General features: G+C 75.7%; 14 protein-coding genes. 3 read left to right on the top strand and 11 right to left on the bottom strand.

Translation table 11 applies throughout. The annotated features are described in order from the left end of the window. Positions 1–89: 89 nt before the first annotated feature. From FJR00_RS04870 to FJR00_RS04840, 7 genes are read right to left on the bottom strand one after another with little or no spacing between them, the layout of a single operon-like run. A complete protein-coding gene (locus tag FJR00_RS04870; protein ID WP_141337712.1) occupies positions 90–728 on the bottom strand; it encodes a mycothiol transferase in 639 nt (212 codons plus the stop codon). Then, positions 688–3,063 (bottom strand): glycosyltransferase, encoded by a 2,376-nt coding sequence (locus FJR00_RS04865; protein ID WP_141337711.1) that lies wholly within the window; start codon positions 3,061–3,063, stop codon positions 688–690. Before FJR00_RS04865 ends, FJR00_RS04870 begins: the two co-directional genes overlap by 41 nt. Then, positions 3,060–3,998: a WcbI family polysaccharide biosynthesis putative acetyltransferase gene (locus FJR00_RS04860; protein ID WP_141337710.1), complete on the bottom strand. Its 939-nt coding sequence runs from the start codon at positions 3,996–3,998 to the stop codon at positions 3,060–3,062. Before FJR00_RS04860 ends, FJR00_RS04865 begins: the two co-directional genes overlap by 4 nt. Beyond that, on the bottom strand, positions 3,998–5,194 hold the full coding sequence (locus FJR00_RS15685; protein ID WP_238330304.1) for a glycosyltransferase: 1,197 nt from the start codon (positions 5,192–5,194) through the stop codon (positions 3,998–4,000). The genes FJR00_RS04860 and FJR00_RS15685 overlap by 1 nt, the downstream gene beginning before the upstream one ends. Further along, the gene (locus tag FJR00_RS04850) at positions 5,194–6,054 is read right to left on the bottom strand and encodes a glycosyltransferase family 2 protein (RefSeq protein ID WP_141337709.1); all 861 of its coding nucleotides are present in this window, start codon (positions 6,052–6,054) and stop codon (positions 5,194–5,196) included. Before FJR00_RS04850 ends, FJR00_RS15685 begins: the two co-directional genes overlap by 1 nt. Then, positions 6,051–7,127 carry a glycosyltransferase gene (locus FJR00_RS04845; RefSeq protein ID WP_141337708.1) on the bottom strand — a complete coding sequence of 359 codons (1,077 nt, stop codon included), beginning with the start codon at positions 7,125–7,127 and terminating at the stop codon, positions 6,051–6,053. The genes FJR00_RS04850 and FJR00_RS04845 overlap by 4 nt, the downstream gene beginning before the upstream one ends. Then, on the bottom strand, positions 7,124–8,215 hold the full coding sequence (locus FJR00_RS04840) for a glycosyltransferase (RefSeq protein ID WP_202876591.1): 1,092 nt from the start codon (positions 8,213–8,215) through the stop codon (positions 7,124–7,126). Before FJR00_RS04840 ends, FJR00_RS04845 begins: the two co-directional genes overlap by 4 nt. Positions 8,216–8,407: 192 nt before the next feature. Between FJR00_RS04840 and FJR00_RS04835 the strand changes: the two genes are divergently transcribed. Next, complete coding sequence (locus FJR00_RS04835) at positions 8,408–9,406, top strand: SDR family NAD(P)-dependent oxidoreductase (protein ID WP_141337706.1); 999 nt, start codon at positions 8,408–8,410, stop codon at positions 9,404–9,406. Between the two features lie 12 nt (positions 9,407–9,418). Here FJR00_RS04835 and FJR00_RS04830 read toward each other — a convergent pair whose 3' ends face one another. The 3 genes from FJR00_RS04830 to heR all read right to left on the bottom strand — a co-directional run bounded on the left by FJR00_RS04830 (position 9,419) and on the right by heR (position 11,443). Beyond that, on the bottom strand, positions 9,419–9,691 hold the full coding sequence (locus FJR00_RS04830) for a hypothetical protein (RefSeq protein WP_141337705.1): 273 nt from the start codon (positions 9,689–9,691) through the stop codon (positions 9,419–9,421). A 66-nt stretch (positions 9,692–9,757) separates the two neighbouring features. Beyond that, positions 9,758–10,606 (bottom strand): TspO/MBR family protein, encoded by an 849-nt coding sequence (locus FJR00_RS04825; RefSeq protein ID WP_141337704.1) that lies wholly within the window; start codon positions 10,604–10,606, stop codon positions 9,758–9,760. A 48-nt stretch (positions 10,607–10,654) separates the two neighbouring features. Beyond that, positions 10,655–11,443: a heliorhodopsin HeR gene (gene heR, locus FJR00_RS04820; RefSeq protein ID WP_141337703.1), complete on the bottom strand. Its 789-nt coding sequence runs from the start codon at positions 11,441–11,443 to the stop codon at positions 10,655–10,657. A gap of 157 nt (positions 11,444–11,600) precedes the next feature. Between heR and FJR00_RS04815 the strand changes: the two genes are divergently transcribed. Further along, on the top strand, positions 11,601–12,962 hold the full coding sequence (locus FJR00_RS04815) for a cryptochrome/photolyase family protein (protein ID WP_141337702.1): 1,362 nt from the start codon (positions 11,601–11,603) through the stop codon (positions 12,960–12,962). 82 nt (positions 12,963–13,044) lie between these two features. Further along, positions 13,045–13,347, top strand: a complete 303-nt coding sequence (locus FJR00_RS04810) for a putative quinol monooxygenase (protein ID WP_141337701.1) — start codon at positions 13,045–13,047, stop codon at positions 13,345–13,347. 37 nt (positions 13,348–13,384) lie between these two features. Here the strand turns inward: FJR00_RS04810 and FJR00_RS04805 are convergent, their stop codons facing one another. Continuing rightward, on the bottom strand, positions 13,385–14,302 hold the full coding sequence (locus tag FJR00_RS04805; protein WP_141337700.1) for an aminoglycoside phosphotransferase family protein: 918 nt from the start codon (positions 14,300–14,302) through the stop codon (positions 13,385–13,387). Positions 14,303–14,386 lie beyond the last annotated feature (84 nt).

Genomic DNA, 14,386 nt, shown 5'->3' with positions numbered 1-14,386 from the left:
GATATTTGGGGGGTCTCGCCGCAGCAAGGGGGGTCTCACGTCAGCGCCCCGCCAGGCCCCGTGCTCCGCCGGCGTGCGTCGGCGCTCGCTCAGGTCAGCCAGGACGGCGGGGGCGACCAGTCGGGCGGCGGGTCCTCGCCGACCCGGCCGTCGAGGGCCTCCCGGAGAAGGTCGGCGTGGCCGGTGTGCCGGCCGTACTCCTCGAGCAGGTCGAACAGCAGCCGGCGCAGGCTGACCGTGACGTCGTCCCCGCCGAAGGCCACGGCCCGGTCCAGCCCGCCGTCGGCGACGGCCGCCCGGAAGCGTTCCCGGGCGCGGGCGACCTCCTCGTCGTAGAGCCGGTAGAGCTCCTCAGGCGGGTCGTCGGCCGCGGTCGTGAAGGTCCAGCCGGGGTCGCCCTCCCAGTCGGCCTCGGCCCACGGACTGCCCGGGTTGGAGCCGTCCAGCCGGAAGGTCGACCCGGTCGCCTCGACGCTGGCCAGGTGCTTGAGCAGCCCGCCCATGGTCAGCTGGGAGGCGCCGGTCCGGGACGCGAGCGCCGCGGCGTCGAGCCCGTCGGCCTTCCAGCGGAAAATCATCCGCATCCGGTCCAGGCTGCCGAGCAGGTGGCCCGCCTCGTCGCCGGTCAGCGGCGGCTCCCAGGGCGGGTCGTCGCTCGTGCGTCCGTCGTCGGCCACCCGTCGGTCCTCAGCCGTCGGTGCGTCCGTCCTGCCTGCGTCGTCGCTCATCGTTCAGCCTCCGTTGGCGCCAGTGCTCGACCACGACGTCCCGTGGCACGGGCCTGCTCCAGTCTGCTCCCAGAGCGACCGGACGGGAACCCCTCGCGGCGAGCCGGGTGGCCGCGACGCTGACGGGTCCCGGCGGGTCCTCCGGCGCCGTCGCACCCCCCGCCATCCCGGCCACCACGGACGTCAGCTCCTCCGGCCAGCGCCCCCACGGCAGCCGCAGCACCTCCACCGGCTCACGCACGACGACCTGGGCACGGGCACGAGCCAGGACGTCGTGCCCCGGCAGGCCGACGTGCACCCGCGGATCGGCCGGCACGTGCTTGCCGCCCCGCACCCAGACCCCCACGTCCCCGTGGTCCAGCAGCGTCTCGACGACGACCTCCACCTGGCCCGGGGTCCAGCCCGTCGCCTCCACGAGCGCCACCACGTCGGGGCAGGGGTGCGTCCAGCCGCGGCCGCGGACGAGCGGGTGCGGCAGCAGGGGGGCCAGACGGCCGGTCTCGGCGTTCTTCGTGCGGGCCAGGTGCTCGGCCTCCTCGCCCTCCCGGCCCTTGAGGTCGGGCCCGTCGTGCCAGGCGACGGCTTCCGGCACGTGGGCGAGGTCGGCGCCGGCGAGCCAGGCGCGCCAGGCCAGCTCCCAGTCCTCGCCGCCGTATCCCTTGAGCCGTTCGTCGAACCCGCCCAGGACGTCCCACAGCGCCCGGTCGACCGCCATCACCGCCGAGATGATCCAGCGGAACCCGCCGTCGTCGGCCTCCGCCAGGTCCGCGGTCGCGGCGAACCCCTGCGCCAGCCACTCCGGCTCGGGCAGCTCGTCCTGCGGCGGCCATGTCACGGAGCCGTCCGCCCGGGTCAGGGTGGCGTGCCGGCGGTGGCCGACGGCCAGGGTGGAACCCGTTGTGCGGCAGGCTTTCTGGAGGGCCGCAACGGTCCCGGTCGCCGGCACGGTGTCGCCGTCGACGAAGACGACCACCCGCCCCGCGGCGTGCCGGGCACCCAGGTTCCTCGCCGCCCCCGCGCGGAAGCCGTCCCGCCCCTGCCGGACGACCCGCACGGGCCACCGCCCGGCCGTCACCACCGTCCCGCCCCCGCCGGTCTCAGCGTCGGCCCTGGTCCCGCGCACCGTGGGCGGCTCGGGCGACCCGTCGTCGGCCACGACGACCTCGAGGCCGCCGGCGACCCCCTCCTGCGCGTCGAGCTGGGCCAGGATGACGTCGAGCATCGCCTGACCGCGGTAGTAGGGCACGACCACCGACACCGCCGGACGGTCGACGACGGCGTGCAGCAGCGCCGCCGCCTCGTCCTCGTCCGGCCCGAGCACGACGTCGTCGCCGAGCCAGGTCGAGGCCGGGTCGTGGGCCGCCTCCCGCAGCGCGGCGACGAGCTCCGCGTGCGTCGGCCCGACCAGTCGCACGGCGCCGGGCATCCGCTCGGCCAGCTCCCGGGTGTAGCGGGACGCCACGACGACCGGTCGCCGCCCCGCGGCCAGCCAGCTGTTGATCGACCCGGAGGCCGACAGGTGGCGGTGCGCGGCCACGGGGATGCCGGCGCCGGCCAGCGCTGCGGGCAGGTCGGCGTCGTCGACCCACCCCGTCGCCGACCACCGGGTGCCGGCCGCGGCGGCCCGGCCGGCGAGCTGGTCGACGAGGTCGTCGTGGCCGGCAGAGACCCCGCCGATGTTCACGGCGTCCAGCCCGGCCTCGGCCGCGGCGTCGACCACCTCCTCGACCCCCTTGCCGGGGTAGAGGAACCCCAGCGTGGCCACGGTCGGGGGCGAGGACGGGGCCGGTCTCGCGGGCGAGGCACCGCGCACCACCGGCAGGGGTATGACGTGGGTCCGGTCGAGCAGCGCCCGTGCCCGGGGGCCGGGGAAGGCGTGCCGCAGGACGGCGGCGAGCAGGAGCTCCTCGTGGCGGCTGGCGACCACGACGTCGTCGGCGTCGGCGCAGAGGGCCGCGTAGAGCTCGCTGCGCGGACCGCGGTGGCGACCGTCGGAGGCCTGCGGCAGGTCGTGCAGGACGACGGTGACGCGGACGGCACCGGCGGTCACCCGTCGCCAGGCGGCCAGGGCGTCCTCGCGGCGGGCGGCCAGCACCCGGTCGGTGACCTGGACGACGACCCGCCGGTCCCGCAGCCGTGCCGGGTCGACTTCCGCCAGCAGGTCGGCGCGGACGAGGTCGGTCCTGGCCCGGGTCGCCGCCCGGATCCGCAGCCCGTGCAGCACCACCCCGTGGGCGTCCGGCCCGGGCACGACGTGGACGACCGGCGGCACCTCCACCGGCACCTCCGAGTGGTCGTCGGTCCCGTCGGACGCGGGCGAGGGCCCGGCGCTCACTCCTCCCAGCCCCACGCGGTGAGCAGGGCGGCGTACTTGCCCATCCCCGTCTCCACGACGAGGGGGTGCTCGGCGTAGAACGCCGCGTGCTCCTCGTCCACCTCCTCGTCCGGCACGGTGCGCCCGCCGACGACCCAGGCGCTGCGGGCGTGCACCACGTCCAGGCCCAGGGCGTCCAGCACCACCGGCGACAACGGCGTCTGCACCGACGCCAGCAGGACCCGCCCCGGGTCGACCACCTGCGGGACGCCGCCCTCCTGCCGGTCCAGCACCCCGTCCTCGACGAGACGGTCGAGCACCCGCTGGGCCAGCACGAGCAGCACCGGGTTGCCCGGATGGTCGACCGTCCAGCCGGCCTCGGCGCCGGCCGCCTCGACGGCGTCGCTGATCACGAGCGAGCCCTGCTCGCGCTCCCGTCGCCGCAGCTCCTCCTGCCCGGCCCGGGCCCGGGCCACGACCAGCTCGTGCGTCGGCTCCCACGGGCCGTCCCAGCCGGCGGCCCGGCCGATCCGCCGCACGTCCTGGTAGGGCACGAGCGGCGGGTCGTCGATCCCCTCCCCGCGGACGAGCACCTGCTGGGGGAAGAGCCTGCGGGAGAAGTAGTTCGGCAGCGCCACCAGCCGGGCGTCCCCCGACCGGGCGTCGACCTGGGCGGTGCCGACCGGCATACCCCGGTAGTCGTCCTGGACCGCCTGGGCGAGCACGACGTCGGCCCAGTCCAGCACCCGCTGCAGGTGCGGCAGGTCCTCCTCCTCGAGCTCGTGCACCGGGGGCACGCGGACCGTGTCGAGCGCGTCCGCCGTCCCCAGCGCCACGCGGAGCGCCTCGGCCTGGCAGTTGCCGTGGACCAGCACCCGCGGGCGTCCAGTGCCGGGCAGCTCCTCGAGCCCGTAGAACGCGCCGTAGTGGCGCCGCCGCCCCTCGTCCTGCCCCATCAGCGTCTCCTCGGTCCGTCCTCCCGGGCGGCCCCGGCCCACGGCCCGTCGACCACGCGCGCACCGCCGGCCCGCTCCCGGATGACCTGACGGTAGACCTCCGTGTGCCGGGCCGCCAGCAGCCGCCGCTGGTCGAACCGGTCCTTCGAGGAGATCGCCTGCGGCCGACGGTCCCTGGCGACCTCGAGCAGGTCGTGCAGCCGGTCGACCGAGGGGGGCTCGTCGGGCCGGCCCCAGGCCAGCACCCCGCCCTGCTCGAGCAGGTGGCCGACGTCCGGTGCCAGCACCCAGGTGCCCACGTCGCGGCAGGCCTCGACCCAGCCGGAGTGGGTCGCCCAGGCGTAGGTCAGCACCGAGACGTCGATGCAGCGCAGGTAGTCCCACAGCTGCGGGTCGCTCATCCGCGGCTGCACGTGGACCTCGACGACCGGGTCGTCCTCCAGCGTCCGCAGCGCGTCGGCCACCCGCGGGTCGTAGCGGCCGAAGTCCTCGTCGAGCAGCTCGGAGTGGGCGTGCACGTGCAGCCGCGCGCCCTCCACCCGGCGGACCGCCTCCCGCAACGGGTCGATGACCGGCACCGGGTCGAGGTTGGTGCGCAGGCTCTTCAGGTGCAGCCCGACGCGGAACCCCTCGTGCCGGGGCCGGGGTGCCCCGACGAGCGGCAGCGGCACGACGTGCGGGTGGCGGACCACCTGCGGCCGCCGGCCCCAGCGCCGCTCGACGACGTCGGCGGCCCCCTCGGTGAGGGTCAGCAGGGCGTCCGCCGCGGGCACGAGCACGTCGAGCTGCTCGTGGTAGCTGGTCTGGTCGCGCAGGTGCGGGTGCGAGATGTCGTGCACGGTGAGCACCAGCGGCACCCGGGTCCGGCGCAGGGCGGCCAGCCACTCCACGAGCTCCTCGACCGTCTTCGACTCGGTGCCGAAGTGCACGTGGACGACGTCGAACTCCCCGGCGTGCTCGAGCACCCAGGCGGCGTCCAGGCCCGGGTGCGGCCACCACACGCCCGGCGCGGCCCCGGGCACCGGCGGGTCCGGCAGCAGGACGAACCCCTGCTCGGCCACCGGGTCGGGGTCGAGCAGGTGCTGGACGTAGCTGTGGTCCGACGGCACCGACAGCACGCGCACGGGCCGGCCGCCACCGCCGGGGGGTCCGACGGCCTCGACGGGCCCGAGCGCGGCGGCCGTCCGCCGCGGCATCACCGCGTCACCTCCCAGCGGCCCCCGGCCCCGACGTGCGCCAGCCCGCGCTCCTCGAACGCCGTCAGCCACCCCTCCATCGGCCACCACCCCCACCGGTCGTGGAAGACGCCGGCGTTGCGCACGACCGCCTCCAGGTGCTGCACCGGCGGGGAGGTGCTCTCGTGGTGCTGGTGGTATGCCGTCGCGCCGCCCACCCAGGTCAGGCTCCCCCCGGCCGCGGCGACGGCCTGGGCGAAGTCGGTGTCCTCGCCGCCGTAGCCGACGTAGTCGGCGCAGAAGCCGCCGGCCGCCCGGAAGTCCTGGGGCGTCATCGCGAACGACAGCGACCAGAACATCCGCAGGTCGTCCTCGCGCAGCGTCTCGCCGGGCCCGAGCAGCACCCGGTCCTCGCGGTGGCGGCCGCGCTCGGACAGCCGGTCCAGGTCCAGCTCCTCGCCCGGCCCAAGCGGCGGCAGGTAGGCCACGTCGCCGCACCAGATCGCCGGGGACGGCGGACGGTCGGGTCCGAGCGCGTGGGCCTCGTAGGTGCCGACGAGGTCCGGGCCGGGGATGCAGTCGACGTCGAGGAGGACCAGCAGGTCGGCCCCCAGCTCCTCCGCGCGGGCCGCGGCGGCGTTGCGGGCCTGCGCCAGGGGCAGGCCGAGCTCGCCGACGTCCACGGGCACGACCTCGGTCCGCCAGGGGCCGGTGAGTCCCTCGACCCGGCCGGCGGTGATGTCGTCGTCGCCCATGGCGGCGATGACGTGCAGGTCCGGCAGCCGGCGGGACCGTGCCAGGCCGGCGACCTGGCCGCGGAGGTGGTCGTGGCGGCCGGCGACGATGGTGAGCACGGCGACGCGTGCCGAGGGGGACGTCATGCCGGTCCTTCCGTCGACCCCTGCGGTGGCGGCGTGACCTCGAGCGAGAACCGGTCGGCCAGCCCGTCCAGGTGGGCGGCCGCGGCGAGGGCCCCGTCGCCGCCCCACCGCTGCCAGCCGGCGCCGCCGGTCGCCAGGGCCTCCTCCAGCAGGCCGGGCCACTCCTGCGCCGACGGCCAGCCGACCCCGGTGGCGGCGATGCCCATCCGGGCGACCGCGCGGACCGTCGCCTCCTGCTCGGCGTGCGGCCGGGGCTGGGCGAGGACGACGGCCGGGCGGCGGAGCAGGGCCACGTCGGCGACCGACCCCTGCCCGGCGTGGCAGACGACGACGTCGGCGGTGCGCAGCTCGGCGGCGAGGTCGTCCGCGGCGGGCAGCCGGCCCCCGCGGAAGGTCCACCGCCAGCCGGGCGTGGCCCGCTGGGCCTCGGCGTACCCGCCCTGGTCGGGGTCGTCGCCGCCGGTCCCCCAGAGGACGAGGACGTCGCGGGGCCCGGAGGCGCCCGCGCCGGCGGCGCGCGACGGCATACCTCCCGGGTCGTCCCCGGCGCCGAGGTCGAGCGCGCTGATCCCCCCGACGTGCCAGGTCTTGTCGGTCCAGGCCTGCGGCCACCCGTTGTCCGGGTGGGCCTGCGCGGGCCAGGGCGCCAGCAGCGCCTCGGCGACGTCGTAGGCCAGGCGGTGCGGGCGGTCGGTGCGGTCGCCGGGCATGGCGCCGACGACGACCGGCACCCCGCAGAGCCGGACGAGCAGGGTGACCTCGACGGAGACGTCGACGACGACCAGTGCCGGCCGCTCCTCCTCGATCCAGTCGGCGATCACCCGGTGCCGGGCCCGCAGCCCGGGGTGGTGGCGCGGGACCCAGTGCAGGACACCGCCTGCGGTGACGTCGGCCCCCTCCGGGTCGGTCACCGGCGGGTCGTCGTCCCGGGGCAGCGCGACCCAGGCGCCGTCCCACTCCGGCGGCCGCGGGCCCGACCCCAGGCCGACGACGTCGTGCTGCGTGCGCCGGGCCACCGCGGCCGCCCGGCGCACGTGGCCGGACCCCTGATGGTGGACGTAGTAGCCGATCACGCGATCTCCGCCACCCGCAGCGCGCGCTCGTAGACCTCCAGGTAGCCGTCCACCATCGCGGCCATCCCCAGGTGGTCCTCGGCGTAGCGGCGGCACCGCTCGCGGGGGATCTCCAGCACCCGCGGCAGGGCGGCGGCGGCCCGGCCGACCAGCCGGTCGTCGGGCACGACGAGCGCGCCGACCTCGTCGCGGACGATCTCGCGCAGCCCTCCGCGGGAGAGCCCAAGCACCGGGGTCCCGCAGGCGAGCGCCTCGGCGGCGACCAGGCCGTAGGGCTCGTCCCAGTCGGGGGTGACCAGGGCCGCCGCGCTGCCGCCGACGAGGTCGACGAGCTCGGTGTCGTGCAGGTGGCCGGCGTACTCGACGCCGTCGCCGAGCATCGGCATCAGCCGCTCCCGGGCGTAGCGGGCGTCGGACAGCGGCCCGGCGAGCACGAGCGGCATGCCCGCGGCCCGGGCGATCTCGACCGCCGTGTGCGGGGCCTTCTCCGGGGTGATCCGACCGGTCCACACGAGCCGGTCGCCGCCGGGGCCGGGCGTCCACTCGTCGGTGTCGACGCCGTTGCGCACGACCTCGGCCTCGACGGCGTGCCGCCACGCCCGGGCGGTGTGCGCGCTGACGGCGGTGACGTGCGGCATCCGGCCGACGCCCCGCGCGGCGGACCGGCCGGCGACCTGGAGCGCCGACTCCAGCCAGGGGGTCGGCGGGGTGTGCAGGGTCAGCACGGTCGGCACCCGCAGCGTGGGCGCCATGGCCGTGGGCAGGTAGTGCAGCGCGTGCACGTGGACGACGTCGACGTCGGTGCGCGCCGCCAGGTCGAGCATGAGCGCCAGGTAGGCGTGGTGGCGCTGCAGGTTGCCCTCGTCGGGCATCGAGACGTCGGCCCTGGCGGCCTCGCTCAGCTCGATGGTCTCCGGCTCGAGGTAGTCCACCCCGTCGATCGGCTCGCTGCCCGCCGCGGCGAAGACGCTCACCCGGTGGCCGCGGGCCACGAGGGCCCGCACGAGGTGCCAGGTCACCGACTCCAGCCCGCCGGCGAACGGCCGGGCGAGGGCGAAGCGGGTGTGCGCCACGACGACGACGTGCACCGGCACTCCTTCCCTGCGCCCCGATCGGTCCCTCCCCTGACCACCCCGGGCGCAAACGACGAGGAGGTCGTCCTCGCACCCTAGGGCGGGGTGGGGGCCCCCGCCACCCCTGCAGGGGTGAGGGGGGGTATGACGTGCGCCACCGGTCCGCGCCCGGTCGCGGGACGGCCGACAGGCTCCTACCGTCGAGGGATGGAACCCACGTCAGCCCGTCCTGTCGCCCTGGTCGCCGGCGCGTCCCGAGGGCTGGGCCTGCTCGTCGCCGAGAACCTCGCCGAGCAGGGCCACGACGTCGCGGTCTGCGCGCGCAACCTCGAGGAGACGCGGCGGGGTGCGCAGCAGGCGGAGTCGGAGGCCCGGTCGGCGCAGGGGGCGGGCGCCGGGCGGGTCGTCCCCTACGCCTGCGACGTCTCCGACCGCGAGGGGGTGCAGGCGCTGGTCCGGCAGGTCGAGCAGGACCTCGGGCCAGTCGAGGTGCTGATCCACGTCGCGGGCATCATCCAGGTAGGACCGGCCGAGACGATGACCTTCGGGCACTTCGACGACGCGGTGGGGGTCATGCTCATGGGTCCGGTCAACACCGTCTGGTCGGTGCTGCCGGGGATGCGCGAGCGCGGCCACGGCCGGATCGGGGTGGTGACGAGCATCGGCGGGAAGGTGTCGCCGCCGCACCTCCTGCCCTACGCCACGGCCAAGTTCGGCGCGGTGGGCTTCACCGAGGGGCTGTCGTCCGAGCTGCAGGGCACCGGGGTCACCGCGACGACGATCGTGCCCGGTCTCATGCGCACCGGGTCCCACGAGAACGCGCTGTTCACCGGTGACCGGGCGGCGGAGTTCGCCTGGTTCGGCCCGGCGGCCTCGCTGCCGCTGCTGACGATGGACGCGCGCCGGGCCGCCCGCACGATGGTCGACGGCGTGCTGGCCGGTCGTCCGCACGTCGTGCTGACGCCGATGGCCAAGATCGGCATCCGGGTGCACGGCCTGATGCCGTCGACGACGGTGCGGGTGATGGGGCTGGCCAACCGGCTCCTGCCCGGCGCACCGCCGGAGCAGGACGCGTCGCGGCCGGTCAAGGGTCGTGTCGCCGCCCGCCAGCTGAGCACCGGGGTCGTCGACAAGCTCACGGTGCTGGGGCAACGCGCGGCCGAGCGGCTCAACCAGCGCGGCCCGGGGGCGTCCACGACCGAGTGAGCAGCGACCCGCTCACGACGGGAACGAGAACCCGGACCACAGCAGGCCAAGGGCCAGCACGGCCGCGGCGGCGGTCGCGGTCCAGAACGCGACCCGGCCGCCCCGCACCCAGAACAGGACCAGCACCAGGAGGACGACCGCCACGGGCACGAGGAGCGCTCCGCCAAGCGCCAGACCGAGGCCGTCGAACTTCTCCCCAGAGGTCTGCAGGTCGCTCCAGACCAGCATCAGCCCGGCGACGAGGGGCGGCAGGGTGGACACCGCCGCGACGACCGAGACCACCACGGCCCACCGCGGCGACCACCCCCGCTCCGACGGCCGACCGGCTTCACGCCCAGGGCCGGTCACGGGTCAGGCCGCCACGCGGGTCCGGCCAGGGTCCGTTCCCTTCTTCACAATGAGCACGACGGCCAGGGCGGCCACCCCGACGGCGGCCACGGCGGCGGCGAGCCCGACCGTGGTCGACTCCGGCTCGGCGGTGAGCCGGCCGGCGGCCACCCAGGCCAGGCCCCAGACGACGGCGGCCGCCAGGCCCCCGGCGAAGATGCGCTGGCCGGTCCGGGCGAGCAGCCAGGCGGCGAGAACGACGACGACGGCGATCACGGCCGCGGTGACCAGCTCGGAGGTCGTGCCGGTCTCCGGGACGCCCAGGTCGACGAGGAAGAGCGCGACGTTGGCGCAGGTGGCCACGCAGATCCAGCCGAGGTAGAGCCCATGCGTGGCCGACACGGTCAGGTCGGCACCCCACCCCTCGCGCGGCAGGTGCGCCGTGGCGCGCAGGACCAGGCCAAGGCTGACAACGATGCCGGCCATGACGACCACGGACAGCCAGATCAGGTCGGCCTGGACGACGAGCAGCCACAGGCCGTTGAGCGCGATCGCGATCCCGGCCGGGATGCGGGTGCGCGCCGCCCACCGCGACCGTGCGGTCGACGGCAGCCACTGCCACACGACGTAGGCCGCCAGGCCCAGGTAGATCACCGACCAGATCGAGAACGCCGGGCCCATCGGGGCGATGAGGGTGGCGCTGTCGGAGAACAGGCCGTCGCCCTGCTGCTCGACCCCGCCGCCGATGACGCCGGTCCCGAACAGGCTGCCGACGATCCAGACCACCGCCGCGACGGTCACCCACCAGCGGTCGCGCGTCAGCGTGGCCGGGGGCTCGGCGAGGCGCGGGTCCTGGGCTCGGTCGGTGTCCATGGGACCCACGCTAGTGCCGGCCGGTCGGCTCTCAGGTCGTGCCGCCGCTCAACCCATGAGCGTGCCGACGAAGATCTGCCAGGCCAGCGCCGACTTCGCGGTCAGGCTGAGCACGATGTATGCAGTCTCGCCGGTCAGGTAGTCCCGGAACCGGCCGACCGGCTTGTACTGCAGCCACTGGACCAGCGCGAAGACGTTGAAGAAGAGGAACAGCGAGACGATGATCCCGTAGACGAACCCGGGCGGCTCGGCCCCGCTCGTCGACCCGGGCGCGATCGTGTAGACCACCACCCCGATCCACGGCACGGCCCCGGCGAAGCAGCCGAAGACGAACGGCAGCCACCCGCCGTCGCCGGGCTGGTGGTACTTCTCCTGCAGCCAGCCGAAGAGGATCATCGAGGCGTTCACGCCGAAGAGCGCCAGCAGCGCCACCACGTCGGAGATCCCCACCAGCTGGGCGATGATGACGATCATCAACGAGCTGGACAGGGAGTACTCCACCCACCGGAAGTAGTTGTGCCCCTGCGCCAGCCCGGCCCGGTAGCGCTCGAAGACCCCCGGCGAGGCGACGATGACGTGGAAGACCGCCGACAGCGCCAGGAACGCCGCGATCGCCAGGGCGGTCGGCACGTCCCACAGGGTGACCTGGTCCCCGGGCGGGGTGCCGGGCGGCCCGGACAGGTAGGTCGCGGTGACCGGAAGGGTGAAGTCCGTCGCCAGGACCACCACGGCCACCGCCTGAGCTGCGTGCACCACCGCGGCGATCCAGTTGAACGTGCGCAGCCGCGCGTAGCGCGACGGGTCGTCCTGGGTCCTGCTGGTCTGGGTGCTGCTCACGGGCTCTCCGTCTCGTCGACCCGGTCTGGGATCCCAACGTACTGCCCGCAGCAGCAGCCCCGGGCACCGCCCGACCCGGCGTGACCGGTCGTGGCCCCTGGAGGGGCCACAGGTCGTCACGCGCGTGGGCCGGTCGGCGCCCACCTAGACTCGCGCCATGTCCAGCCTGCTCTGGCTCCGGCGCGACCTCCGCCTGGGCGACCACCCCGCCCTGCTGAGGGCGCGCGAGGACGCCGACGGCGACCTGACCGTCCTGTTCGTCGTCGACCCGGCGCTGTGGGCCAGGGTCGGGCCGGTGCGCACCGCCTGGCTGGCCGCCACCCTGAGGGCGCTCGACGAGGACCTCGACGGCCGGCTCACCCTCCGCGTCGGCGACCCGGCCGAGGTCGTGCCGGCCGTCGCCCGGGAGACCGCCGCCACCGGCGTGCACGTGACCCGGGAGACCACCCCCTACGGCGTCCGTCGCGACCAGCAGGTCCAGGACGCCCTGCCCGGCGACGTGGACTGGGTCGAGACCGGCACGCCCTACGCCGTCGGGCCCGGCCTCGTCCGCAACGGCTCGGGCGACCCCTACAAGGTGTTCACCCCGTTCTCCAAGGCCTGGCGCGCGCACGGGTGGCCCGCGCCCGCGGCATACCCCGAAGGCCTCGAGCCGACCGACCTCGGACGGGACGCCGACGCCGACCGGCTCGTCGAGGAGGCGCTGGCCGCCGACGACGTGCCCGAGCTGCCGCCGGCCGGCGAGCGCGCGGCGCTCGCGCGGTGGGCGGAGTTCGTCGCCGACGACCTGGCCGGCTACGAGCGGGGGCGCGACCGGCCGGCCGAGGAGTCCACGAGCTTCATGTCGCCCTACCTCAAGGTCGGCGCCGTCCACCCCCGGACGCTGCTGGCCGACCTGGCAGGGCGGGGCGGGGCGAGCGTCGAGCGGTTCGTGGGCGAGCTCGCGTGGCGGGAGTTCTACGCCGACGTGCTGCACCACCAGCCGCGGACCGGGTGGGCGGACCTGCGGGAGGAGCTGGCAGGGCTGCGCTACGACGACCCCGAGGACGCGATCGAGGCCTGGCAGCAGGGGCGGACCGGCTACCCGATCGTCGACGCGGGGATGCGGCAGCTGCTGGCGACGGGCTGGATGCACAACCGGGTGCGGATGATCACCGCCAGCTTCCTCACCAAGGACCTGCACGTGTGGTGGCCGGTCGGCGCCCGGTGGTTCCTGGACCGGCTCCTCGACGGCGACCTGGCGTCCAACAACCACAACTGGCAGTGGGTCGCCGGCACCGGGACCGACGCCGCGCCCTACTTCCGCGTGTTCAACCCGGTGCTGCAGGGCGAGAAGTTCGACCCGCGCGGGGAGTACGTCCGCCGCTGGGTGCCCGAGCTGGCGCACCTGCCGGGCAAGGCGGTGCACCAGCCGTGGGACCACGAGGACGGCTACGCCCACGGCTACCCGCGCCGGATCGTCGACCACGCCGAGGAGCGCAAGGAGGCGCTGGCGAGGTACAAGGCGGCGCGGGGCTGAGCCGGGCGGCTGAGCCGCGCGCGTTCACCGGCGTCCGCCGAGGGGGTATGCAGCCGCGCCTCCTGTCCGTAGGTTGGCCACCATGACCTTCGCGAACGTGGGGACGCTCGGCGTGCAGCCGGGCAAGGCCGAGGAGCTCGTGGCGATCCTGACCCGGCGCAACCCGGAGATGGAGCAGGCGGGCTGCCTGGTCTACGAGGTGGGGGTGAGCCAGGAGGAGCCGGACACCGTCTGCGTCGTGGAGCTGTGGGAGTCGACCGAGGCGCACCGGGCCTCGCTGCAGCTGCCGTCGGTGCAGGCGGCGATCGGCGAGGCGCGGCCGTTGCTGACGGGTGAGATGGGCGGATACCGGTTCGAGGTGGCGGGCTCGCCGCTGCGGGACTGAGGCGTCGCCGGCGCGCAGCCGGAGGAGGCCGCTGCGCCTAGTCTGCGAACGCCTTCGCCAGGGCGATCATCCGCGACCTGAACTCCTCCGCCCGCTCCGAACCGCCCGCCGTCTGCACGGCGTTGAGGACCAGCCGCACGAACGTCCAGGCCCGCACTCGATCAGGATCCAGCCCGGCCGCCTCGCCGACGACGGCGGCCCGCAGCTGCACGTGGGCCCGCAGGTTGTGCGCCCGCGCCAGCTCGTCCGGGCGGTTCCAGACGACGGGGGCGACGGCATACGCCCACTCCCCCGCGACGGGCTTGGGGTCGATCGCGAGCCAGTCCCCACGGGCGGGGTCGAGCGGGGCGAGGACGTTGAGGTCGTGCAGGTCCTCGTGGACCAGGCGCGGGGCGGGGGCGTCGGCGAGCAGGTCGGGCAGGGCCGCGAGCGCCTGCTCGGTGAAACGGCGCGGGACGAGCGGGGTCGGCTCCGCCAGCTGCTCGCGCCACCGGACCGCCCGCCCCTGCAGCGTGTCGAGCTGGGGCGTGGCCGGGCGGTCGAGCCGGGTGAACAGCCCGCCGACCACCTCGCAGGCGTCGAGGAACGGAAGGGCGGTCAGGTCGCGGTCGCCGTCGAGCCGCTCCAGGAGCAAGGCGTATGACGCGGGGGCGGCGGCCAGGAGCCGCACCGCCCCGTCCCAGTCCCACAGCCGCAGCGCCAGGTGCTCGTGCCGGGCCTCGGGGTGGGGCCAGGTGAGCTTGAGGGCGGCCTGCTCCCGGCCCCGCCGGACCGGGAGCACGAGGGCGTTCTCCCCGTGCCACGGGTCGCCGTCGACGGTGAGGTCCCACCGGTCGAGGTGGTCGTCCACCAGGCGTGGCAGTCGGCCGAGCCAGGTGTCTCCGTCCGGGTCGCCGGGGGCGTCGGGGGCACGGCCGGTCACGGCACGGCGGAAGCTGTCGGGGAGATGGAGCATCGGGAGTCACGGTAGGTGGGCGACCTCAGGCCACGGTCGCCGGCCCGGACGGCGATGCGCGCGCGGTCCGAGGCGACTGGTCCT

It is taken from the genome of Ornithinimicrobium kibberense (genome assembly GCF_006519705.1).
Classification (GTDB): Bacteria; Actinomycetota; Actinomycetes; order Actinomycetales; family Dermatophilaceae; genus Ornithinicoccus; species Ornithinicoccus kibberensis.
The sequence above is the reverse complement of the archived record's forward strand: the minus strand, read 5'-3'. Positions and strand labels throughout refer to the sequence as shown.

Excerpts from the sequence above, each read along its gene's own strand:
- FJR00_RS04835 (WP_141337706.1), top strand. The coding sequence starts at position 8,408 with ATGGAACCCACGTCAGCCCGTCCTGTCGCCCTGGTCGCCGGCGCGTCC.
- FJR00_RS04805 (WP_141337700.1), bottom strand. The coding sequence starts at position 14,302 with ATGCTCCATCTCCCCGACAGCTTCCGCCGTGCCGTGACCGGCCGTGCC.
- FJR00_RS04825 (WP_141337704.1), bottom strand. The coding sequence starts at position 10,606 with ATGGACACCGACCGAGCCCAGGACCCGCGCCTCGCCGAGCCCCCGGCC.
- FJR00_RS04850 (WP_141337709.1), bottom strand. The coding sequence starts at position 6,054 with ATGACGTCCCCCTCGGCACGCGTCGCCGTGCTCACCATCGTCGCCGGC.
- FJR00_RS04860 (WP_141337710.1), bottom strand. The coding sequence starts at position 3,998 with ATGGGGCAGGACGAGGGGCGGCGGCGCCACTACGGCGCGTTCTACGGG.
- FJR00_RS04870 (WP_141337712.1), bottom strand. The coding sequence starts at position 728 with ATGAGCGACGACGCAGGCAGGACGGACGCACCGACGGCTGAGGACCGA.
- FJR00_RS04810 (WP_141337701.1), top strand. The coding sequence starts at position 13,045 with ATGACCTTCGCGAACGTGGGGACGCTCGGCGTGCAGCCGGGCAAGGCC.
- FJR00_RS15685 (WP_238330304.1), bottom strand. The coding sequence starts at position 5,194 with ATGCCGCGGCGGACGGCCGCCGCGCTCGGGCCCGTCGAGGCCGTCGGA.
- FJR00_RS04815 (WP_141337702.1), top strand. The coding sequence starts at position 11,601 with ATGTCCAGCCTGCTCTGGCTCCGGCGCGACCTCCGCCTGGGCGACCAC.